The organism is Micromonospora sp. Utrum1 (genome assembly GCF_057197805.1).
The window spans coordinates 7223284-7243471 of the sequence record NZ_CM170071.1 but is presented as its reverse complement, the minus strand read 5'-3'; the positions used below and the strand labels follow the sequence as shown (position 1 = coordinate 7243471).

Annotated in this window: 22 protein-coding genes; 14 read left to right on the top strand and 8 right to left on the bottom strand. The window is 75.3% G+C overall.

Annotation, left to right across the window (positions count from 1 at the left end):
- Nucleotides 1-24: 24 nt before the first annotated feature.
- On the bottom strand, nt 25-843 hold the full coding sequence (locus tag AC0OLQ_RS34175) for a hypothetical protein (protein ID WP_484529554.1): 819 nt from the start codon (nt 841-843) through the stop codon (nt 25-27).
- Between the two features lie 141 nt (nt 844-984).
- Nucleotides 985-1824: a UbiA family prenyltransferase gene (locus AC0OLQ_RS34170; RefSeq protein WP_484529553.1), complete on the bottom strand. Its 840-nt coding sequence runs from the start codon at nt 1822-1824 to the stop codon at nt 985-987.
- Between the two features lie 45 nt (nt 1825-1869).
- On the opposite strand from AC0OLQ_RS34170, the gene AC0OLQ_RS34165 reads away from it, so the two are divergent.
- From AC0OLQ_RS34165 to AC0OLQ_RS34150, 4 genes are read left to right on the top strand one after another with little or no spacing between them, the layout of a single operon-like run.
- On the top strand, nt 1870-2625 hold the full coding sequence (locus AC0OLQ_RS34165; RefSeq protein WP_484529552.1) for a methyltransferase domain-containing protein: 756 nt from the start codon (nt 1870-1872) through the stop codon (nt 2623-2625).
- A 42-nt stretch (nt 2626-2667) separates the two neighbouring features.
- Complete coding sequence (locus AC0OLQ_RS34160; protein ID WP_484529551.1) at nt 2668-3834, top strand: acyl-CoA dehydrogenase family protein; 1167 nt, start codon at nt 2668-2670, stop codon at nt 3832-3834.
- 29 nt (nt 3835-3863) lie between these two features.
- Nucleotides 3864-4913 (top strand): type III polyketide synthase, encoded by a 1050-nt coding sequence (locus tag AC0OLQ_RS34155; RefSeq protein WP_484529550.1) that lies wholly within the window; start codon nt 3864-3866, stop codon nt 4911-4913.
- Nucleotides 4914-4953: 40 nt separating this feature from the next.
- Nucleotides 4954-5562 carry a hypothetical protein gene (locus AC0OLQ_RS34150; RefSeq protein WP_484529549.1) on the top strand — a complete coding sequence of 203 codons (609 nt, stop codon included), beginning with the start codon at nt 4954-4956 and terminating at the stop codon, nt 5560-5562.
- Between the two features lie 7 nt (nt 5563-5569).
- Here the strand turns inward: AC0OLQ_RS34150 and AC0OLQ_RS34145 are convergent, their stop codons facing one another.
- Nucleotides 5570-6271, bottom strand: coding sequence for a hypothetical protein (locus AC0OLQ_RS34145; RefSeq protein ID WP_484529548.1), 702 nt, complete (start codon nt 6269-6271; stop codon nt 5570-5572).
- Nucleotides 6272-6598: 327 nt separating this feature from the next.
- Between AC0OLQ_RS34145 and AC0OLQ_RS34140 the strand changes: the two genes are divergently transcribed.
- The 3 genes from AC0OLQ_RS34140 to ispF are packed head-to-tail and all read left to right on the top strand — an operon-like array spanning nt 6599 to nt 8333.
- Nucleotides 6599-7084, top strand: coding sequence for a CarD family transcriptional regulator (locus AC0OLQ_RS34140; RefSeq protein ID WP_007073334.1), 486 nt, complete (start codon nt 6599-6601; stop codon nt 7082-7084).
- 54 nt (nt 7085-7138) lie between these two features.
- Nucleotides 7139-7834: a 2-C-methyl-D-erythritol 4-phosphate cytidylyltransferase gene (ispD, locus tag AC0OLQ_RS34135; protein WP_484529547.1), complete on the top strand. Its 696-nt coding sequence runs from the start codon at nt 7139-7141 to the stop codon at nt 7832-7834.
- A 16-nt stretch (nt 7835-7850) separates the two neighbouring features.
- Nucleotides 7851-8333, top strand: a complete 483-nt coding sequence (gene ispF, locus AC0OLQ_RS34130) for a 2-C-methyl-D-erythritol 2,4-cyclodiphosphate synthase (RefSeq protein ID WP_484529546.1) — start codon at nt 7851-7853, stop codon at nt 8331-8333.
- Nucleotides 8334-8369: 36 nt separating this feature from the next.
- On the opposite strand, the gene AC0OLQ_RS34125 is transcribed toward ispF, so the two are convergent.
- Nucleotides 8370-8897, bottom strand: coding sequence for a hypothetical protein (locus AC0OLQ_RS34125; RefSeq protein WP_357334167.1), 528 nt, complete (start codon nt 8895-8897; stop codon nt 8370-8372).
- Nucleotides 8898-9046: 149 nt separating this feature from the next.
- On the opposite strand from AC0OLQ_RS34125, the gene AC0OLQ_RS34120 reads away from it, so the two are divergent.
- A complete protein-coding gene (locus AC0OLQ_RS34120) occupies nt 9047-10441 on the top strand; it encodes an AfsR/SARP family transcriptional regulator (protein ID WP_484529545.1) in 1395 nt (464 codons plus the stop codon).
- Nucleotides 10442-10501: 60 nt separating this feature from the next.
- Nucleotides 10502-11539: a tetratricopeptide repeat protein gene (locus AC0OLQ_RS34115; protein ID WP_484529544.1), complete on the top strand. Its 1038-nt coding sequence runs from the start codon at nt 10502-10504 to the stop codon at nt 11537-11539.
- Here the strand turns inward: AC0OLQ_RS34115 and AC0OLQ_RS34110 are convergent.
- The gene (locus AC0OLQ_RS34110; RefSeq protein WP_484529543.1) at nt 11536-12702 is read right to left on the bottom strand and encodes a homogentisate 1,2-dioxygenase domain-containing protein; all 1167 of its coding nucleotides are present in this window, start codon (nt 12700-12702) and stop codon (nt 11536-11538) included. The genes AC0OLQ_RS34115 and AC0OLQ_RS34110 overlap by 4 nt on opposite strands.
- A 94-nt stretch (nt 12703-12796) precedes the next feature.
- Between AC0OLQ_RS34110 and AC0OLQ_RS34105 the strand changes: the two genes are divergently transcribed.
- From AC0OLQ_RS34105 to AC0OLQ_RS34085, 5 genes are all read left to right on the top strand, one after another.
- Entirely contained in the window at nt 12797-13654 is an 858-nt protein-coding gene (locus AC0OLQ_RS34105) for a hypothetical protein (protein ID WP_484529542.1), read from the top strand.
- Nucleotides 13655-13730: 76 nt separating this feature from the next.
- Nucleotides 13731-14930 (top strand): fumarylacetoacetase, encoded by a 1200-nt coding sequence (fahA, locus tag AC0OLQ_RS34100; RefSeq protein WP_484529541.1) that lies wholly within the window; start codon nt 13731-13733, stop codon nt 14928-14930.
- A 144-nt stretch (nt 14931-15074) separates the two neighbouring features.
- Entirely contained in the window at nt 15075-15284 is a 210-nt protein-coding gene (locus AC0OLQ_RS34095) for a DUF397 domain-containing protein (RefSeq protein ID WP_484529540.1), read from the top strand.
- 108 nt (nt 15285-15392) lie between these two features.
- Nucleotides 15393-15890: an SRPBCC family protein gene (locus tag AC0OLQ_RS34090; RefSeq protein ID WP_484529539.1), complete on the top strand. Its 498-nt coding sequence runs from the start codon at nt 15393-15395 to the stop codon at nt 15888-15890.
- A gap of 109 nt (nt 15891-15999) precedes the next feature.
- Nucleotides 16000-17253, top strand: coding sequence for an outer membrane protein assembly factor BamB family protein (locus AC0OLQ_RS34085; protein ID WP_484529538.1), 1254 nt, complete (start codon nt 16000-16002; stop codon nt 17251-17253).
- 125 nt (nt 17254-17378) lie between these two features.
- Here AC0OLQ_RS34085 and hisC read toward each other — a convergent pair whose 3' ends face one another.
- The 3 genes from hisC to AC0OLQ_RS34070 are packed head-to-tail and all read right to left on the bottom strand — an operon-like array spanning nt 17379 to nt 20169.
- Entirely contained in the window at nt 17379-18482 is a 1104-nt protein-coding gene (hisC, locus tag AC0OLQ_RS34080; protein WP_484529537.1) for a histidinol-phosphate transaminase, read from the bottom strand.
- Nucleotides 18479-19474 (bottom strand): RDD family protein, encoded by a 996-nt coding sequence (locus tag AC0OLQ_RS34075; protein WP_484529536.1) that lies wholly within the window; start codon nt 19472-19474, stop codon nt 18479-18481. The genes hisC and AC0OLQ_RS34075 overlap by 4 nt, the downstream gene beginning before the upstream one ends.
- Entirely contained in the window at nt 19471-20169 is a 699-nt protein-coding gene (locus AC0OLQ_RS34070) for an RDD family protein (RefSeq protein ID WP_484529535.1), read from the bottom strand. Before AC0OLQ_RS34070 ends, AC0OLQ_RS34075 begins: the two co-directional genes overlap by 4 nt.
- Nucleotides 20170-20188: the final 19 nt, after the last annotated feature.

Sequence of the window (20188 nt, the reverse complement as noted above, 5' to 3'; positions counted from 1 at the left end):
TGTCGTCGAAGCGTGAGCTGGCGGTCAGCTGTGGTTGCCGCCCTCGGTGCCGCCCCCCGGGAGGCCGCCCGGGTGGCCGGCGCCGCCCTCCTCCTCCTCGCGGGGCTGCACCACCGGCGAGGGCGGTGCGGCCGGGGTCAGCGGGACGCCGACGGCCGCGCCGGTCTTGATCACCTTGCCGTTGCCGAAGTCGAAGGTCAGGTTGGCCCGCTCGCCGACGAGCAGGGCCTCGTTGAGGCCGACGAGCTGGAGGAACTGCGGGCTGTTGCTGGTGAGCTGGACGTAGCTCAGGGCCGGGATCTCGATCCGGGCCGGCTGCCCGGCCGGCGCGGACTCGCTGGCCGACGGCGACGGGTTCGCCGAGGCGGACCCGCTGGCCGAGGCGGAGCCGCTCGCCGACGGGGACTCGCTGGTGCCGAGCGACTGGCTGGGCGAGGCGCTCGGGTCGGTCGCGGTGGGCGACGCGGAGGCCGGCTCGGTCGGCGAACCGGTCGGGGTGGCCCCGTCGCTGCCCGCCCCGGCGCCGCTGAGCAGGATCTCGCGGGCGCTGTCGGTGGTGACGGTCAGGGTCACCGGCGCCTGGCTGTCGTTGTAGATCACGACGTTCAGCCGCGCGTTGGCGCCGGACTTGTAGCCCTCGGTGCCGGGGAACTCCACGTAGAGGCCGCGCACCTTGTAGAGGTTGTCGGGGGTCTGGACGTTGACGCCCTGCACCGACGGGATCTTGTTGGCGGTCTCGGCCACCTGGCCGGCGCCACACCCGGACAGCAGCAGGCTCGTCGCCGCCGCGGTACCGGCCAGCAACAGGGCCGCCCGCCGGGAACCCCTGATCGAGCGCGTCACGTCGGTCCTCCTCGTCACGATCCCCGCCCGGCCGGACGCCGGACACGGGGTGGCCATACCCGCGCAGACCGCGCTCCAGGGTAGTTGGAGCTGATCGAGGCCCGCACGCCGACCCGGTAATGCCACCTCCGCGGGGAACCGTCAGACCACCCGGCCGCTCGCCACCAGCAGCACCACGTCGATGAGCGCCACCACCATGACGGCCCGGAAGGCGGCCACCGGCCGGCCGCCGGTCCCGTTCGCGGCGCGTCCGGCGTACCAGCCGAGGGCCGGCACCCCGACGGCGGCGGCGACCGCCGCCAGCCCCACCCACGACGGCGGCCCGGGCGGCCCGAGGACCAGCGCGACGGTGGCCGCGAGGAGCAGCCCGGCGGCGGCCCCCCGGCTGCCCGCCGGCCCGAGCCGGTGGGGCAGCCCGCGCACCCCGGTCCGCGCGTCGTCGGCCAGGTCGGGCAGCACGTTGGCGAAGTGCGCCCCGGCGCCCAGCAGCGCGGCGGCGGCGACCAGCCAGACCGGGGGCGCGGGCGCGCCCGGCAGGGCCAGCACCACGAAGGCGGGCAGCGCGCCGAACGAGACCGCGTAGGGCAGCACCGAGACCGGGGTCGACTTCAGCGGCCAGTTGTAGAGCAGTGCCGAGACCAGGCCGAGGGTGGCGCAGAACGCCGCCGCCGGACCGGCGGCCAGCGCCAGCAGCGGGGTGGCGACGGCGGCCGGCACGGTGGCCCGGGCCAGGGCCCGCCGCGAGACCGCACCGCTGGTCACCGGTTTGTCGGTACGCCCCACCGTGGCGTCCCGGTCGGCGTCGATCAGGTCGTTGCTCCAGCCCACGGCGAGCTGGCTGGCCAGCACCGTGAGCGCCACCGTGGCGACCCCGGCCGGGCCGTGCCCGACGCCCCGCGCGAGCAGCCCGGCCACCACGGTCACCGCGGCGGCCGGTTCCGGGTGGCTCGCCCTGACCAGCCCTAACACCGACATCGACATAAGGGAAGTCTGGTCGTTACCGGGGAGTCGTGCCACGCTCGGTCCATGCGAGACGCGGCCCCGGTGTCCACCCCGCCCCGGGTGCTGCCGCCCAACGATCCCCGCCAGTACGACGACCTGGCCGGCGAGTGGTGGCGACCGGACGGCGCGTTCGCCATGCTGCACTGGCTGGCCCGGGCCCGCGCGGCCCTGGTGCCCCCGGCGTCCGCAGTGGACGACCTGCTGGTCGACCTCGGCTGCGGCGCCGGGCTGCTCGCCCCGCACCTAACCGGCAAGGGCTACCGGCACGTCGGCGTGGACCTGACCCGATCGGCCCTCGACCAGGCCGCCGCGCACGGCGTGACGGTGATTCAGGGCGACGCCACCGAGGTGCCGCTCGCGGACGGCTGCGCCGCCGTGGTCTCCGCCGGTGAGCTGCTGGAACACGTGCCGGACTGGCGGCGCGCGGTGGCCGAGGCGTGCCGGCTGCTGCGGCCGGGCGGCCTGCTGGTGCTGGACACGCTCAACGACACCCTGCTGGCCCGGCTGATCGCGGTGGAGCTCGGCGAGCGGCTGCCCACCGTGCCGCGCGGCATCCACGATCCACGGTTGTTCGTGGACGCCCGCGCTCTGGTGTCGGAATGTGCCCGGCACGGCGTGGCGCTGCGCTTGCACGGCGTCCGCCCCGAGCTGGGCGGGACACTGGCCTGGCTGCTGCGTCGCGTGCGTGGCGGTGACCGTCCCGCCGGGACGGAGCCGCGCATCGTGCCGACGTGGTCGACCGCGGTGCTCTACCAGGGCCGCGGGCACCGGAGCGGGTAGCGGGGGCCGCCCGGGGTAAAGGGACGCCGAGAAGGGGGCTACATGACTGTGCACGCGCTGGAGGCGGCCCGCAGGTTGGCGCCGCGACTGGCCGCCCGCGCGGCCGACCACGACCGGGACGGCTCCTTCCCGGTCGACGACTTCGCCGACCTCCGCGAGGCCGGCCTGTTCGGGCTGATGGTGCCGCGTGAGTTGGGCGGCATGGGGGCCGCCTTCGCCGAGTACGCCGCGGTCGCCACCGAGCTGGCCCGGGGCAACGGCGCGACCGCGCTGGTGTTCAACATGCACGCCTCGGTCACCGGCGCGCTGGGCGCGGTCACCGAGGAGCTGGCCGAGGCGCTCGGCGTACCGGACGAGGCGCTGGCGGCCCGGGACCGGCTGCTGCGCGCGGCGGCCGAGGGCGCCTGGTACGCGGTGGCGATGAGCGAACGCGGCGCCGGGGCCCGGCTGTCCCAGCTCAGCACGGTCTACCAGCCGGTCGAGGGCGGGTGGCACCTCAAGGGCAGCAAGACCTTCTGCTCCGGCGCCGGCCACCCGGACGGCTACCTGGTGGCCGCCCGCAGCGCCGGTGACCAGTCGGTGGTCTCCCAGTTCCTGGTCCCGGCCGGGGAGGGGCTCACGGTCGAGCCGACCTGGGACTCGCTGGGCATGCGCGCCACCTCCTCGCACGACCTGCACCTGGACGTGACCGTCCCCGCCGACCGGCTGCTCGGCGGGGTGGAGGGGCTGGCCCTGGTGGTCGCCCAGCTCATGCCGCACTGGCTGGTGGCCAGCTACGCGGCCGTCTACGTCGGGGTGGCCCGGGCCGCGATCGACGCCGCCGCCGAGCACCTGAACGCCCGCAACCTGGCCGGGCTGCCGGCGGTCCGGGCCCGGCTGGGCCGGGCGGACGCGGCCGTGGCGGCGGCCGAGCTGGTGGTCGCCGAGGCGGCCCGCCGGGTCGACGAGGCGCCCGGCGACGCGGAGACCAACCGCTGGGTGTGGCGGGCCAAGCTGCTCGCCGGCACCACGGCCGCCGAGGTGGCCGCGTCCATGCTGGAGGCCGCCGGCACCTCGGCGACGCGGCGGGGGCATCCGCTGGAGCGGCTCTACCGGGACGCCCGGTGCGGCTCGCTGCACCCGGCCACCTCCGACGTCTGCGCCGACTGGCTCGGCATCGCCGCGCTCGGCGGCGACCCGGACCGTGACACGGCCACGCCTCGTTGGTGAAGTGGATTCGGGGACGAGAGGTGGGGGACATGGGCGTGCCGGTGATCGCGGGTCTGGGCGCGGCGCAACCGCCGTCAGCCGCGCAGGACGAGCTGTGGGCGGGCTTCTTCGCGAAGCACTTCTCGGGGACCACCCGGGCGCTGGCCGAGCGGATCTTCGCCAACTCCGGGGTGTCCCGTCGGCAGGCCGCGGTGAACCCGCTGCTGGAGGACGTCTCGGAGTGGCCCACCGAACGCCGGATGCGGCGCTACCAGGTCGAGGCGTTGCCGCTGGGCAAGGAGGCGGTCGGCCGGGCGCTGACCGCCGCCGGCCTGGACGCGGGTGACATCGGCCTCTTCGTGGTCTGCTCCTGCACCGGCTACGCCACCCCGGGGCTGGACATCCTGCTCGCCCGGGACCTGGGCATGGCCCCGGACACCCAGCGCATGTTCGTCGGGCACATGGGCTGCTACGCGGCCCTGCCGGGGCTCGGCGCGGCGAGCGACTTCGTGACCGCCCGGGGCCGCCCCGCGCTGCTGCTCTGCGCGGAGCTGACCAGCCTGCACATCCAGCCGCCGGGCGCCCGGGTGGACACCCAGCAGATCGTCTCGCACGCGCTCTTCTCGGACGCCGCGGTCGCCGCCGTGGTCGTCCCCGGCGGCCGGGGGTACGCGCTGCGCGAGGTCACCTCGGTGACCGACACCTCCACGGCGGACCACATGACCTGGGACGTCACCGACACCGGCTTCCGGATGGGGTTGTCGCCGAAGGTGCCGCAGGTGCTCTCGCACCACGTCCGGGGCCTGGTCGACGATCTGCTGGCCCGGCACGGGTGGCAGCGTTCCGAGGTGGACGGCTGGGCGGTGCACCCGGGCGGCCCGCGCATCCTCAACGTCGTGGAGCGGGAGCTGGCCCTGCCGCCGACGGCGCTCGCGGCGTCCCGGGCGACGCTCGACGAGCACGGCAACTGCTCGTCCCCGACGGTGCTGCTGATCCTGGACCGGCTGCGCCGGGCGCAGACCCCGCCGGAGCGGGTCGTGATGCTGGCCTTCGGCCCGGGCCTCACTCTCTACGCGGCCCTGCTGGAGCTCACTCCCTGACGGGGCGGTGGCCGGCGCGCCGCGCCGATACGCTCTCCGCATGGCTCCCGACGAGCGGATGCGGATCGCGGTGCTGGCCGGGCTGACCGTGGCGGCGCTGGCGGCCGGCGCGGGCTGGTGGCGGGCGGCGGCTCCGGAGCTGGGCCGGGCCGCGCCGGACCCCACCCCGTCGACCGCCGCCTTCCTCGAACCCGGCATCCGGGTCGACGCCGGCGGGCCCCGGTTGCGGGCGGTGGTGGACCCGCAGACGGGGCAGGTGCTGGACCAGGTCGTGCTGCCGGGGCCGGAGGCGGATCCGGACGAGCCGCTGGTGATCCACGAGGAGCCCGACGGGGTGGTCCGGCAGCGCGCCGTCCGGTACGAGGTGTGGCGGGAGAAGTCCCGCCTGACGCCGGGCGGGGCCCCGGTGACCCGCCGGGCGAACGCGTCCGACGGGAACCGGTTCCTGCTCACGGTCGGCTGTTCGGGCCCGGGCACGGTCGCCGTCGGGTTCACCGGTTCCAACGCTGACGAGTCGGAGCGGGTGGTGAGCTGCGACGGGCGGACCGACGTCACGGTGCTGGACGGCAGTGGCGGGCCGCTCCTGGTGCGCTTCGTCGCGCTCGGCGACCGGGTCGACCTCGATGCCCGGCTGAACGAGCTGGGCTGAGCGGCGGTCAGCCGGCCAGCCGGGCCAGGTCGTCGCGGTAGTCCGCCGCCGGCCCCAGGTCGGGCACCACCCGGACCAGGGTGCCCTGCCGGTCCACCAGCAGGGCGGCGGCCGTGCCGGGATGGGCGGAGAGGTGCAGGTAGGAGCGGAGGCCGCCGGCCGGGTCGGCGAGCGGGCGTACCCCCGGGGCGGTGGCGGTGCCGGCGGTGCGGCCCTCGGTGACGGTGACCACGGTGACCTCCGGCGGCGCTGCGGCCGCCGCGGTGGTGACCTGCTCCGCGCAGGTGCAGGCGTCCACCAGGACGATCATGGCGGGCAGCAGGCTGCGCAGCGGCACCGGAGCGTCGTCGGGGCCGACGAGGTCGAGCGCCGGCAGCGGCCCCACCGGGGCCGTCGGGTAGGGCAGCACGGTGGGGGCGCCCCCGGAGCGGTTCGACCGCGGCCAGGTGACCGCGGCCAGCCCGGTGAGGGTGATCACCACGGCGACCAGCAGGACCAGCACCGGCAGCCCGAGCGTCGGCCGGCCGGCCGGGCCGAGGCGCCGCCGCCCGGCGGCCTGCCGGCGGCTCCGGCGCAGCTCGCGGCGGACCTGGCGGGCCTCCTCGTCCAGCGCCGAGGCGTCGTCGGGGACGACCACCCGGCCCCACTCCGGGGGCAGGTCGGGCAGCCCGTCGGAGGGCCCGTGGCCTTCAGCGTCAGGCATGCCCATCGGACCCCCAGGAACCGTCTCGGTGAGCGGACGTCAGTCCATCCCAAGCGTCCCGCACCGGTGGTCGTACCGCCACACCTGGGCGCACGCGGAATTCCGGAGCTACCATGGAAGGAGCGCATCGCCCTAGATATGAACGCTTCCGTCACTCTTACCGGGTTGTCATCCGTTAGTTACGGAGCGTGTCGAAACCATCGGCTTGACCGCCTGTCAAGCTGAAGAAATACCTCTCACAGGGCCCCTGAGCTGCGCCAACGGTCAGGACAGCGGTGAGACATCGGTGCCTGAGCGTGTTACCCTAGACACAGCGAAAGGGGTTTCGAACCTATGGTTTTCAGTGTCGGCGAGACCGTTGTTTACCCCCACCACGGGGCCGCACTCATCGAGGCAATCGAGACTCGGGTCATCAAGGGCGAGCCTAAGCAGTACCTCGTCCTGAGGGTCGCGCAGGGTGACCTGACGGTCCGGGTGCCCGCCGAGAACGCCGAGATCGTGGGTGTGCGCGAGGTGGTCGGCGAAGAGGGCCTGGGCAAGGTCTTCGACGTGCTCCGTGCACCGCACACCGAGGAGCCGACCAACTGGTCGCGGCGTTACAAGGCGAATCTGGAGAAGCTGGCCTCCGGTAACCCGCTGAAGGTCGCCGAGGTCGTCCGCGACCTGTGGCGCCGGGAGCGGGAGCGGGGTCTCTCCGCGGGTGAGAAGCGCATGCTGGCCAAGGCACGCGACATTCTCGTCGGCGAGGTCGCGCTGGCCGAGAAGAGCACCAAGGACGAGGCGGAGACGTTGCTCGACAAGGTGCTGACCGAGGCCTGATCCGCACCGCGTCGTCGTATCCACCCCGTAGCAAACGAATCCGAGGACCGCGACGTGACCGCGCAGCTCAATCCGCGCGGTGACGTCGCGGTCCTTGTTCCTGCTGCGGGAGCCGGGGTACGCCTCGGCCCGGGCGCTCCCAAGGCGCTCCGGCTGCTCGCCGGCGAGCCGCTGCTGGTGCACGCGGTACGCCGGATCGCCGCCGCGCCCTCGGTGCACACCGTCGTGGTGGCCGCCCCGGCCGCCGACGTCGAGTCGGTCCGGGCCATGCTCGCGCCGGTGGCCCCGGTGACCGTGGTCGCCGGCGGCGCCGAGCGCCAGGCGTCGGTGGCCGCCGCGCTGGCCGCCGTCCCCGCCGGGCCGGAGATCGTCCTGGTGCACGACGCAGCCCGGGCGCTCACCCCGCCCGACCTGGTCGAGTCGGTGGCCGCGGCGGTCCGCGCCGGCCACGACGGGGTGATCCCGGTGCTGCCGGTGGTCGACACCGTCAAGGAGGTCGATGCCGGCGAGCGGGTCCTCGGCACGGTCGACCGGGCCGCCCTGCGCGCCGTGCAGACCCCGCAGGGCTTCCGCCGGTCGGTGCTGACCGCCGCGCACAAGGCGGCCGGCGACCCGCTCACCGACGACGCCGGCCTGGTCGAGAAGCTGGGCGTCCCGGTGGTCTGCGTACCGGGGTCGGAGCTGGCCCTGAAGATCACCCGCCCGTTCGACCTGGCCCTGGCCGAGCACCTGCTGGCCACCGGCGCCTGACGCGTACCCTCGGCTCGTGATCGTTCCTCGGGTGGCCATCGGGACCGACGTGCACGCCTTCGCGGCCGGACGACCCTGCTGGGTCGCCGGGCTGCACTGGCCGGACCAGGACGGCCTGGCCGGCCACTCGGACGCCGACGTGGCGGCGCACGCCGCCTGCAACGCCCTGCTCTCCGCCGCCGGCCTCGGCGACCTGGGCGCGAACTTCGGTGTGGACCAGCCGGAGTGGGCCGGCGCGTCCGGGGTGGCCCTGCTGACCGAGAGCGCGCGGCGGGTGCGGGCGGCCGGCTTCGAGATCGGCAACGTGTCGGTCCAGGTGGTCGGCAACCGGCCCAAGATCGGTCCGCGTCGCGAGGAGGCGCAGCGGGTGCTCTCGGCCGCCGTGGGCGCGCCGGTCACGGTCTCCGCCGCCACCACCGACGGCCTGGGCTTCACCGGACGCGGCGAGGGGCTCACCGGCATCGCGGTGGCGCTGGTGTACGAGGCGCCGACGGCGTGACGCGGCGACCGGGTGGCACCCGGTCGCCGCGCCGGATCAGTCGACGTCGGTGCAGACGTTGTGGGTCGTGCCGTGGAGCATCGTGATGGTCTTCTCGAAGGTGGGGGTGAACTCCACGGTGAACTGGCCGTCGACGATCCACAGCCCCTTCGGCAGCGAACCCGCGTTCTCCCGGAAACCGAGCAGCACCGGGCCGGTCACGTACCAGGTCATCGACCCGTCCGTGCCGTAGACGACCAGCGAGGTGCCGCTGGCGTCCGCCGTGGACGTGGCCCCGGTCTCCAGATTGGTCACCCGATCGATCAGGGCGCCGGTGAACAGCTCCCGCTTCGGCGAGCCGTCCGGGTAGGTCGCCAGGGTCAGCTTCCGGACCTCGTCGACGATCGGTTCGACCCGCACCGCGAAGTCGCACCGGGCGCCGGCCGGCATCTCGAACGCCTCCTGCGGCGCCGGCTCCCAGGCGCCGGGGGCGACGTCGCCGCCGGCGGCGGACGCCGAGCCCGGCAGGGCCGCGACGAGCGCGGCCACGACCGACGCCACCGCGACGCTCATCTTGAAACGCATGGTCACTCCATCCGTGCTTCCGGTCAGGACCGGACCAGGATCACCGGGCCCGCTCACCACGGGCTCACCGCGCGTCGAGCCGGAGCCGGGCCGCAGCCACCCGGATGTCGGGCCGGCCGCCGGGGCGCCCACCGTTCGCTCACCGCCGGATGACAACCGGCGGCGCCGGCCAGCCTGTCCTGTTCGGTATGGAGTTCCACCTGCTCGGACCCTTCGAGGCCCGCCATCAGGGCCGGCCGGTCGAGGTCGGCAGCCGCCGCCAGGAACGCTGCCTGCTCGGTGTGCTACTGCTCGACACCGGACGGATGGTGCCGACCGACCGCCTCATCGACCTGCTCTGGAACGGCCGGCCGCCGGTCTCCGCCCGGGGCGCGGTGCAGACGTACATCGGCCGGTTGCGGGGGGCGCTCACGCCGTACGGGGTGCGGATCAGCACCGTGGGCGAGGGTTACCTCGTCGAGGCGGACGGGCACCGCGTCGACGTCGACGAGTTCGGCGAGCTGGTCCGGGCGGCCGGGGCCGCCGCCGACCCGGCGGAGCGCGTGCGACTGCTCGACCGGGGGCTGGCCCTCTGGCGGGGGCCGCTGCTCGCCGACGCGGCGGACGGGGAACTGCGGGACCGGCTGCACGGCACCGTCGAGGAGCTCCGGCTGGTCGCCGTGGAGTTGCGCGCCGAGGCGCAGCTCGCGCTGGGCCAGCACGCCCGGGCGATCGCCGAGCTGATGCCCCTGGCCGCCCGGCACCCGACCCGGGAACAGCTCGTCGCCGTCCTGATGACGGCGCTGTACCGGGGCGCCCGCCAGGCCGACGCGTTGCGGCTGTACGGCACCACCCGGCAGGTGCTCGCCGACGAGTTGGGCGTCGAACCGGGGGCGCGCCTGCGGGAGGTGCACCGCCGGATCCTGCGCGGCGACGACCGGTTGGACCGGCCCGGGCGGCCGGTGTACGAGGTGCGGGTCCGTGACGAGAGCCTGCCGTGGAGCGTCGGCGGGCACCCGGCCCTGGATTTCTGCAACACCTTCGCCGGGTGGGGGCACGAGCCGCCGCTGCCCGGCGCCGAGTGGCTGCGCGGCTACCGCACCCTGGCCGTGTGGGCCGGGCACGTGGGGCTCGTCGACGACGTGTCGGTGAGCCGGCTGGTGCACCTGGGTCGGCGCGACCCCGACCGGGCCGAGGCGGTGCTCGCCGAGGCCCGGGGCCTGCGGCACGCCCTGTACGGGTGCCTGACCGAACCGGACGACCGGCACGCGTTCGAGGTGGTCGCCCGGTACGCGGAGGCCGCCGCGAAGGAGTTGGTGTTCCGGCGCGAGACCGACGGCGGCGGCCGCTGGTGGCCGGAACTAGGGGCCGGGCTCCGGATGCCCCTGCACGCGGTCGCCTGGAGCGCCGCCCAGATGCTCGCCGACCCGCGCCGGCTCACCCTCCGGACCTGCCCGGACGAGCGGTGCGGGTGGCTCTTCCTGGACGAGAGCGGGCTGCGGCGCTGGTGCAGCCTGGGCACCTGCGGGCGCTCACTGGACCGGTCCCGCTGCCACAGCGCCTGACCGGCGTCCCGCCTGTCCGCCGGCGGGCGGGGGACCGGGCGGACGGCTACGCTCGCCGGGATGCCGAACGACGCCGCCCCCGACCAGTCCGCCGCCGACGGCTACCTCCAGCGGGCGCAGCTCCTCGCCGAACTGGGCCGGTACGACGAGGCCGCCGAGGAGCTCGGTGACGCCCTCGCCAGCCACCCGGGACACGCCGAGGCGTTGGGCATGCTGGCCCGGGTGCACCTCGCCGCGGACCGGTCGGCGGAGGCGCTGCGGGTCGCCGAGGCGGCCGTGGCCGCCGCCCCGGGGGCCCTGTCGCCGCTGGTGGCGCGCGGCTTCGCCCTGGTCGACCTGGGCCGGTGGAAGGCCGCGGCGAGCACCGGGGACGAGATCCTGGCGCTCGGCCCGGACGACGCGTACGCCCAGCGCAGCGCCGCCGCGATCCTGGCCGGCGCGCGCAACGGGCAGCCGGCGCTCAACACCGCCTGGCGGGGTGTGGAGCTGGCCCCGGACGCGGCGCAGGCGCACCTGGTGCTCGGCCTGGTGGCCGCCCGGCTGGAGCTGTACGACCTGGCCGAGCGGGCCTACCGGGAGGCGTTGCGGCTGGACCCGGAGCTGGCCGCGGCGCGGCACGACATGGGCGTGATCCGCCTGGAGCAGCGCCGCTACGCCGAGGCGCTGGAGCACCTGGCCGAGGCGGCGGCCCTGGACCCGGCGGGCGGCGACACCGGCCCCACCGTCGCCGACGGGCTGCGCCGCCTGGTGCTCCACGGCGCCGGCTGGTCGCTGGTCGCCACCGTGCTGGTCGCCTTCCTGGCCCCGGTCGCGCCGGGCCCGTCCCGGGTCCTCGCGCTGCTGGCCGCGCTCGGCGGGGCGCTGCTGATCTGGCGGCACGCGGCCCGGCTGCCCGGCCTGCTGGACACGGTCCTGCCCGGACTGCTCCGCGCCGACCGCAACCTCGCCCTGGCGGTGTACGCGGTGGCCGCCGCCCCGGCGCTGCTGGTGCTCTACGCGCTGGTCGGTGGCCCGTGGCCGCTGGTCGCCGGGATCACCGTGACGTTGCTGGCCGAGTTCGTCGCGCTCGCCCGCACCGGCCGGCGCCCGGTGCGTTAGGCCCGGCGCGCCCAGGTCCAGGCGTACGCGTCGTCCTCGCAGGCCGTCCCGGCGTCGCAGAGGTCCAGCGGGCGGAAGGTGTCGACCATGACCGCCAGCTCGTCGAAGAAGTCCGCCCCGATCGACCGCTCGGCGGCGCCCGGCTGCGGGCCGTGGGTGAAGCCGGACGGGTGCAGCGAGATCGAGCCCTGCTCGATGCCGGAGCCGCGTCGGGCCTCGTAGTTGCCGCCGGTGTAGAAGAGCATCTCGTCGGAGTCGACGTTGTGGTGGTTGTAGGGAACCGGGATGGCGTCCGGGTGGTAGTCCACCTTGCGCGGCACGAACGAGCAGATCACGAAGTTCGGGCCCTGGAAGGTCTGGTGCACCGGCGGCGGCTGGTGGATCCGGCCGGTGATCGGCTCGAAGTCGTGGATGGAGAACGCCCACGGGTACATGTGCCCGTCCCAGCCGACCACGTCGAACGGGTGGTGGGCGTAGACGTACCTGGTCCAACCGCGCCGGTGCCGAACCAGCACCTCGACGTCGGTCTCGTCGACCAGCAGCGGCGAGTCCGGCCCGCGGACGTCCCGCTCGCAGTAGGGCGAGTGCTCCAGGAACTGCCCGCGTACTGAGAGGTAGCGCTTGGGCGGGCCGATGTGGCCGGCGGCCTCGATGGCGAGCAGCCGGGTGGGCTCGTCGCCGGTGGGCACGAGGCGGTGGATGGTCGAGGTGGGGATGATGACGTAGTCGCCGGCCACCGCCTCCAGCACGCCGAACGGCGACTCCACCCGCAGCGTCCCGGCCTCGACGTAGAGGCAGTGGTCGCCGGTGGCGTCGCGGAACAGCGGCGACGGCCGGTCGGCCAGCACGTACGCGATCCGCACGTCGTCGTTGGCGAGCAGGTACTGCCGGCCGAGCACCGGGTCGGCGCCGGCCCCGTCGAGCTTGTGGGTGCGCAGGTGCCGCGGCTTGAGCGGGAGGTTGGGCACCCGGGCGAAGGCGGGCGGGGTGAACTCCTCGGCGGCCACGATCGCGGTGGGCGCGTGCCGGTGGTAGAGCAGCGAGGAGTCGGAGGAGAAGCCCTCCTGACCGACCAGCTCCTCGGCGTAGAGGGTGCCGTCGGGCTGGCGGAACTGGGTGTGGCGCTTGCGGGGCATCTCGCCGACGCTGCGGTAGTACGGCATCTCGCCTCCCGATATGTCCCGTTCTCCGGCCGGTGACGTCCGATAATCGGACGCGGTTGTCCGTTACTCGTAGCGTCCCGTAGATTCTTGTCTCGTGTCAACGCAGGTGCCCCGCCTCTTCGCCGGCCTGGTGGACGACGCGGCGGTCTTCCCGCCCGGCAGCGCCGCGCTGCCGGACGCGGTGATCGCGCATCGCCAGCACCGGGCCGGCTGGTACGCCGACCTGGTCGGCCCGCTGCTGCTGCCCGCCTCGACCCTGCCGGACCTGCCCGACCTGCTCGCCTCGGAGGCGACCCTGGCGGTCGGCGTGATCGGCGACGTGCCGGTCGGCCGGCTGGAGGCGGCCCTCGCCGAGGCGGACGCCCGGCTCGCCGTCCGGCAGGTCGAGGCGCCCGTCGCCAAGCGCGGGGAGGACCCCCAGCCCGGCCTGGGCGACCTGGTCAAGCTCGCCGAGCGCCTCGGCGGCACCACCGTCTACGCGGAGATCCCGCTGACCTTCGGCCTGATGGGCGCGCTGGACGCGCTCGCCGAGGCGCGGGCCGGCGGGCTGCCGGTGGCCGCCAAGTTCCGCACCGGCGGGCTGGCCGCCGAACTCTTCCCGACCCCGGTCGAACTGGCCGCGGTGATCTGCGCCTGCCGGGACCGGGAACTGCCGTTCAAGCTGACCGCTGGGCTGCACCACGCGGTCCGGCACCGGGATCCGGAGACCGGCTTCAGCCACCACGGCTTCGTCAACGTGCTGGCGGCCACCCTGGCCGCCACCGGGGGCGCCGAGGTGGACGGCGTGGCCGACCTGCTCGCCGCCACCGACCCGCTCCGGGTGGTCGAGCTGACCCGGTCCCAGCGGGAGGCCGAGCGTCCGCTCTGGGTCGGCTACGGCTCGTGCAGCATCTCCGAACCACTGACCGATCTGATCCGGCTGGGGCTGGTGAACGGGGGCTTCGAGGAATGAGCGAGCGCAGCGAGCGAATCAGCAGGTTCAGTGCGATGGTGCCTCATGGCGGCACGGAGCGAAGCGGAGTGGCGGCATGAGCTGGGTGACTGGTGCGGCGGGTTCGCCGTACGGGGTGAACAACCTGCCGTACGGGGTGTTTCGGCAGGGCGACCGCGAGCGGCGGATCGGCGTACGCATCGGCGACTTCGTGCTGGACCTGGCCGGCGCGGAGGCCGCCGGGCTGGTGCCGGCCGCCGGCGCGCTCGGCCGGCCCACCCTCAACGACTTCATGGCGCTCGGCCGTCCGCGGTGGACCGCGGTCCGGCAGCGGGTCACCGAGCTGCTCACCGACCCCGCGCACCGGCCGGCTGTGGAGCCGCTGCTGGTGCCGCTGCGCGAGGCGCAGCTGCTGCTCCCGTTTGAGGTCGCCGACTACGTCGACTTCTACTCGTCCGAGCACCACGCGTCGAACGTCGGGCAGATCTTCCGGCCCGGGCAGCCGGCGCTGCTGCCGAACTGGAAGCACGTGCCGATCGGCTACCACGGCCGGGCGGGCACGGTGGTGGTCTCGGGCACCCCGGTGGTCCGCCCGACCGGGCAGCGGGCCAGCGCGCAGGGCCCGACCACCGGCGCCTCCGTCCGGCTGGACATCGAGGCCGAGGTCGGCTTCGTGGTCGGGGTGCCGAGCCGGCTCGGCGACCGGGTCGCGGTCGCGGACTTCGCCGACCACGTCTTCGGCGTGGTGCTGGTGAACGACTGGTCCGCCCGGGACATCCAGGCCTGGGAGTACCAGCCGCTCGGGCCGTTCCTGGGCAAGTCCTTCGCCACCTCGGTCTCGGCCTGGGTCACCCCGCTGGACGCGCTGGCCGACGCCTTCGTACCGGCCCCCGACCAGGACCCGCCGGTGCAGGACTACCTGCGCGACACCCCGCACCTCGGGCTGGACCTGACCCTGTCGGTCGAGTGGAACGGCGAGCGGGTCGCCGAGCCGCCCTTCGCCACCATGTACTGGACCTCGGCCCAGCAGCTCGCCCACCTCACCGTGAACGGCGCGTCGCTGCGGACCGGCGACCTCTACGCCTCCGGCACCGTCTCCGGGCCGGAGCGCGGGCAGGTCGGCTCGTTCCTGGAACTGACCTGGGGCGGGACCGAGCCGGTCAAGTTCGCCGACGGCGCCGCGCGGACCTTCCTGGAGGACGGCGACACGGTGACGATCACCGCCACCGCGCCCGGCCCGGACGGCACCACCATCGCCCTCGGCGAGGTCACCGGGAGCATCCTTCCGGCCCGCTGAACCGCCCCCTGTTCACTCTCCGTCCCCGGTCGCACCCGCTGTGCGACCGGGGACGTTTCCTTCGCCGTTGATCGTCGCGGACTGCGTACGCCGCGGCGGTGCGGGCCGGGGCGCACCCCGAGTGGAACAGGAAGGACCGAGACGATGACCGAGTCGGCCGGCGCCATCTGGCGCACCAGCAGCCGCTCCAACGATCAGGGCCTCTGCGTCGAGGTGGCGACCAACGTGGTCGCCGCGCACGGCGTGGTGGGCGTACGCGACTCGAAGGACCCGCAGGGTCCGACGCTCGCGGTCAGCCCACCGGGCTGGGCGGCGTTTGTCGCCGCGATCCGGGGTGACGCCCTCCGTCGCTGACCCTCGCCGTGGCCCGGTGCCCCGATCGGGGCACCGGTGGTGGAAATGTCACCGCAAGGCTCCCGTTACCCGGTGACGGCCCGTACCGTGGACGACACGGGAGGTGCCATGTCGACGGTGACGGTTTCCGCATTCATCGAAGCGCAGGACGTCGACGTCTGGCGGCTCCTCACCGACCTCCCGGCGCGGGCCGACTGGCTCTCCGCGGTCGGCGCGGTCGACATCCTCAGCTCCGGCGACCTCAGCACCGGCGACCTCGAGCCCGGCACCGCCTGGCGGGAGACCCGGGTCCGGCCGGACGGCGGCGCCGAGCCGGAGGAGTTCCTGGTGGTCGAGGCGGTCGCCCCGGCCCGGCTGGTGCTCAGCTCGCGGGGCGCGGGCGCGGACTACCGGATCACCTGGACGCTGCGCACCGTCGAGCGCCGGCGGCGCGGCTGCACCGAGGTCACCGTCGAGCACGAGGCGGTGCCGACCCGCGCGTACGGCCGGGTGCTGGCCCTGATCCTCGGAGGCCTGGCCGCGCGGGCGGTGGAGGGCGCTCTCCGGCGTGACCTGGCCGACCTGGCGCTGGCCGTCGGTCCCACCCGGTCCGCCGAGGCCGCCTGAGCCACCGCCCCGGACCCGGACGGGCCGGCGGCAATCGCCGCTCCGCGCCTCTGACGCCGCGCGGCGTCCGGGAGCCGCCGCTGGGTAGGGTGCCGAGCGGAGGTGCGGCATGGGGAAGCCCTCGGGGCGGCGGATCGCGGTGACGCTCGTGGCGGTGCTGGCCGTCGCGGCGGCGGCCGCCGTGGTCCTCCGGGTCCTCGCCCCCGCCGAGGTCGAGACGGTCGCCCGGGCCGCGTACCCGGCCGCGCCCACCCCGCCGATCGGGGTAATCGGCCGGCTGCCAGTGGCGCCGCTGGTCGTGGACGGCCGGCTCCGCGTCTACGCGGGCGCCCGCCAGGTGTACGCCGACCAGCCCGTCTCCCGGAAGCACCGGATCACCCCGTTCTGGTCCTACCGCCGCTGGCCGGCGAAGCTGGTCGGGGTGCTGGCCGAGGGCACCACGGTGGTGAGCCGCTGGTCCGACGGGAAGCTGGTGGCGCTGGACGCGCGTACCGGGCGGGTCGCCTGGCGGGCCGACGGGCCCGAGCCGGGCGCGGTGCCCGATCCGCGCCGCACCTACGCCGCCACGGTCTGGGACCCGGCGGGGCTGCACGTCACCCGGGCCGCCGACGGCCGTGTCGTGCTGGTCGCGGCGGGCCCCGGCGCGGTCGGCGGGTACGCCCTGGCGGACGGCCGCCGGCTCTGGCGGGCCGAGGTGGCGCGGGGCTGCCGCACGGACGTGGGCACCACGGCCGCCGGGGAGGTGCTCGGGGTCGACTCCTGCGCCGGGCCGGCCACGGTCGAGTTCCGGGACGCGGCGACCGGCGCGGTGCGCAGCCGCTGGCGGCCCCCGGACGCCCCGGAGCAGCTCGTGGTGACCCCGGTCGGCTGCCGCGACGGGCACTCGGCCTGCCGGGGGCTGCGTACGGCGGGGCACGGCGACGAGACCGGCCGGGGGTGGCTGGTCGCGGGCGCGAGTGAGCCGGTGGCCGCGCCCGGCCTGGACGGCCCGGACACCGAGCTGGACGGCGAGCGCGCCGTGGGGACCACGGGCGGCGTGGTCACCGGGCGGTTCGCCCGCACCGGCGAGGAGCTGTGGCGCCGGGCCGACCTGGGGCCGGTCCGGATCCTGGCGGTCGAGCCGGGCCGGGTGCACCTGCTGACCGAGCGGCGGGACCTGGTCACCCTCGACCCGGTGACCGGGGCGGCGCGGTCCCGGTTCGCCATGGACCTCGGCCGGGACGGGATCGGCTGGGTGCCCGGCCGGGCACACGCGGAGGACGGTTACGTGGCCGTGGAGCGGGTCCGGGAGCGGGCCCGGCCGGATGACGACGACCAGGGGTACTTCCTGATGGCCGAGCCGGTGCTGCTCGCCGCAACCTGACCAGAAGAAACGGACAAATGGTATGATTCGTCGCGAGGCTCCGGCGTCCGATGGTCTGCCGAGCGGCCCGAAGTGTCCGGGGCCGGTCCGTAGGGGGTTGACGGACCGGCCCCGGACCTGCGCCGTCAGGCCAGCGCGGCCTCGGCGGCGGCCAGGAAGGCGTCGTTCTCGTCCGGCGTGCCGATGGTGACCCGCACCCCGTCGCCCGGGAACGGCCGGACGATCACGCCCCGCGCCTCGCACGCCCTGCCGAACTCGACGGCCCGCTCGCCCAGCGGCAGCCAGACGAAGTTGGCCTGACTCTCCGGCACGTCCGGGACGAACTTGCGCAGCGCCTCGGTGACCCGGTCCCGCTCGGCGACGACCAGCGCGCAGCGCCGCTCGACCTCGTCGGCCTGGGCCAGCGCGGCCAGCGCGCCGGCCTGGGCGGCCATGCTCGTGGAGAAGGGGGTGACCACCTTGCGCACCGCGGCGGCCACGGTCGGCTCGGCGACCAGCCAGCCGATCCGCAGGCCGGCCAGGCCCCACGCCTTGGACAGGGTGCGCAGCACCGCCACGTTCGGCCGGTCCAGGTAGCTCAGGCCGTCCGGCACCTCGGGGTCGGTGACGAACTCCCGGTACGCCTCGTCGATCACCACGAGCACGTCGTCCGGCACCGCGTCGAGGAAGCGGTCCAGCTCGGCCTTGCGGACGGCCGTGCCGGTCGGGTTGTTCGGGTTGCAGACCAGGATCATCCGGGTCCGGTCGGTCACCGCCGCCGCCATCGAGGCCAGGTCGTGGCCGTGGCCGGCGTCGTTCGGCACCCGCACGCTGGTCGCGCCGCTGGTCGCCGCGATGATCGGGTACGCCTCGAAGGACCGCCACGAGTAGAGCAGCTCGTCGCCGGGGAGGCAGGTGGCCCGGACCAGGTGCTCGGCCAGCGCCACCGAACCGCAACCGGTGGCGATCCGGTCGGCGTCCACGCCGTACCGCTCGGCGAGGGCCTGGCGCAGCGCCACCACGCCCATGTCCGGGTAGCGGTGCGAGCCGGCCACCGCCGCGGTGACCGCCTCCACGACCCCGGGCAGCGGGCCGTACGGGACCTCGTTGCTGGCCAGCTTGATCGCCTCGGGCAGGCCCAGCTCGCGGGCCAGGTCGGCCGGGCTCCGCCCGGGCACGTAGTTGGGCAGCGCATCCAGGTCGGCGCGGGTGAGCCGCAGCGGAGGCTGGTGACGTCCGGTGTCGGTCATGGGGTGTCTCCCGGGGGGTTGGCGCGGTCGCGCGGGGTGGTACGGGTGTCGGGCCGGGTGCGGGGAAGCTGGACCACCACGGTCTGCGCCCGCTTGTCGTGCAGGGCCTGGCGCAGCGGCTGGTCGAAGAGCGGGGAGACCGCGTCGACGAACTGGAGCAGCAGGCCGAGGCCGCAGCAGTACCAGAGCAGGGTGGGCAGGCCGAGGGTGCTCCAGCGCCGGGTGGCCCGGCCGAAGCCGAGTGGCTGGTCCGTCTCGACCGGCACCGCGCGGACGCCCATCAGCCGCTTGCCGAAGGTCTGCCCGCGGGCGGCCATCGAGGGCACCTCGTAGGCGAACCAGAGCGCGGTGGCGATCAGCAGGATGGCGATCTGGAGCCCGGCGGCCTGATCGCCCGGCTGGGGCAGCCCTTCGGTGGAGGTTTCCCCGGCCAGCGACCGGCGCACCGACTCGCGCAGGTACGGCGAGATCTCCTCGATGTAGCGCCAGACGAACCAGCCGTTGACCACGGCGTTGAGCAGGAACACCACGCCGAAGTCGATCAGGCGGGCGACCAGCCGGGCGCCGTACGAGGCGAGCGGCAGTCCGTGCGGGCGCGGAGCCGGCGGTCGCCCCGGCCAGCCCGGGTACGGCCAGCCCGGCGGCGGCCCCTGCTGGCCGGGCTGCCCCGGCTGTCCCGCCCACGGTCCAGGCTGCCCCGGCTGGCCCGGCCACTGCTGGCCCGGCCACGGCTGTCCCGGCCCACCGGCCGGCGGGCCCGGGTGGGGCTCGGGAGCCGCGGCACCCGGATGCGGCCCGGGAGCGGGCCGGCCGGGGTGCGGCGCGGCGGGGGCGGCGGCCGGTGCGGCGGCGGGGGCCGGCTCGGGCGGCGGTGGCCCGTCGGGCGGGGTGGCGTCGACCGGGATCGGCGCGCCGATCCACCCCTCGCCGTCCCAGTACCGGCGGGTCTCGGGATCGGCGGGGTCGACATACCAGCCGGGCTGAACACTCACGGTGCAACCTTAACGACGACGGTGCCGGCGAACTTGTCGTGCAGGCACTGCTGCCAGGGCTTGTCCCAGAGCTGCCAGAAGCCGTCGAGGTAGTTGGCGAAGGGCACGAGCGCGCCGGCGACGAACTCCACCAGGTACCGCTTGCCGAGCATGCCCCGGGTGAGCGAGGCGTTCGGGTCGAGCGGCACGATGCGCAGCTTCATCACCTTCTTGCCGAGCGTCTGCCCGGTCCGGCGGGCGTACTCCACGTGGTAGAGCCAGTAGAAGACGAGCAGGAGCGCGAAGACGCCGAGTTCGGCGAGGAGCACCGGCAGGAAGAAGTCGGTCATGGCCGTGCCGAAGTCGGGCCCGGCCACGGTCCCGTCCGGCCCGGCCGGCGCCAGGTCGTCGATCATCTTCACGACCATCCAGAGGAAGACCGGCGCGAAGAGCACCATCGCCACCGCGGTGGCCACCAGGCCGTCGATCAGCCAGGCCAGCAGCCGCTCGCCGAAGCCGGCCAGCGGCTGCCCGTTGGGGGCCAGGGTGGGCGGCACGAAACCGGCGTGCGGGACGTACCCCGGGGGTGGCGGGGGGTAGCTCGGCAGTCCGGCGTACGTGGGCGGGGTGTGCTGCTGCGGCGGCAGGTACGGCCCGGACGGCGGCGCGAAGCCGCCGCCCGCGGGCGGGGGCCCGGCGGGCGGCGGCGTCGACATGGGGGGAGGCTGGGTCACG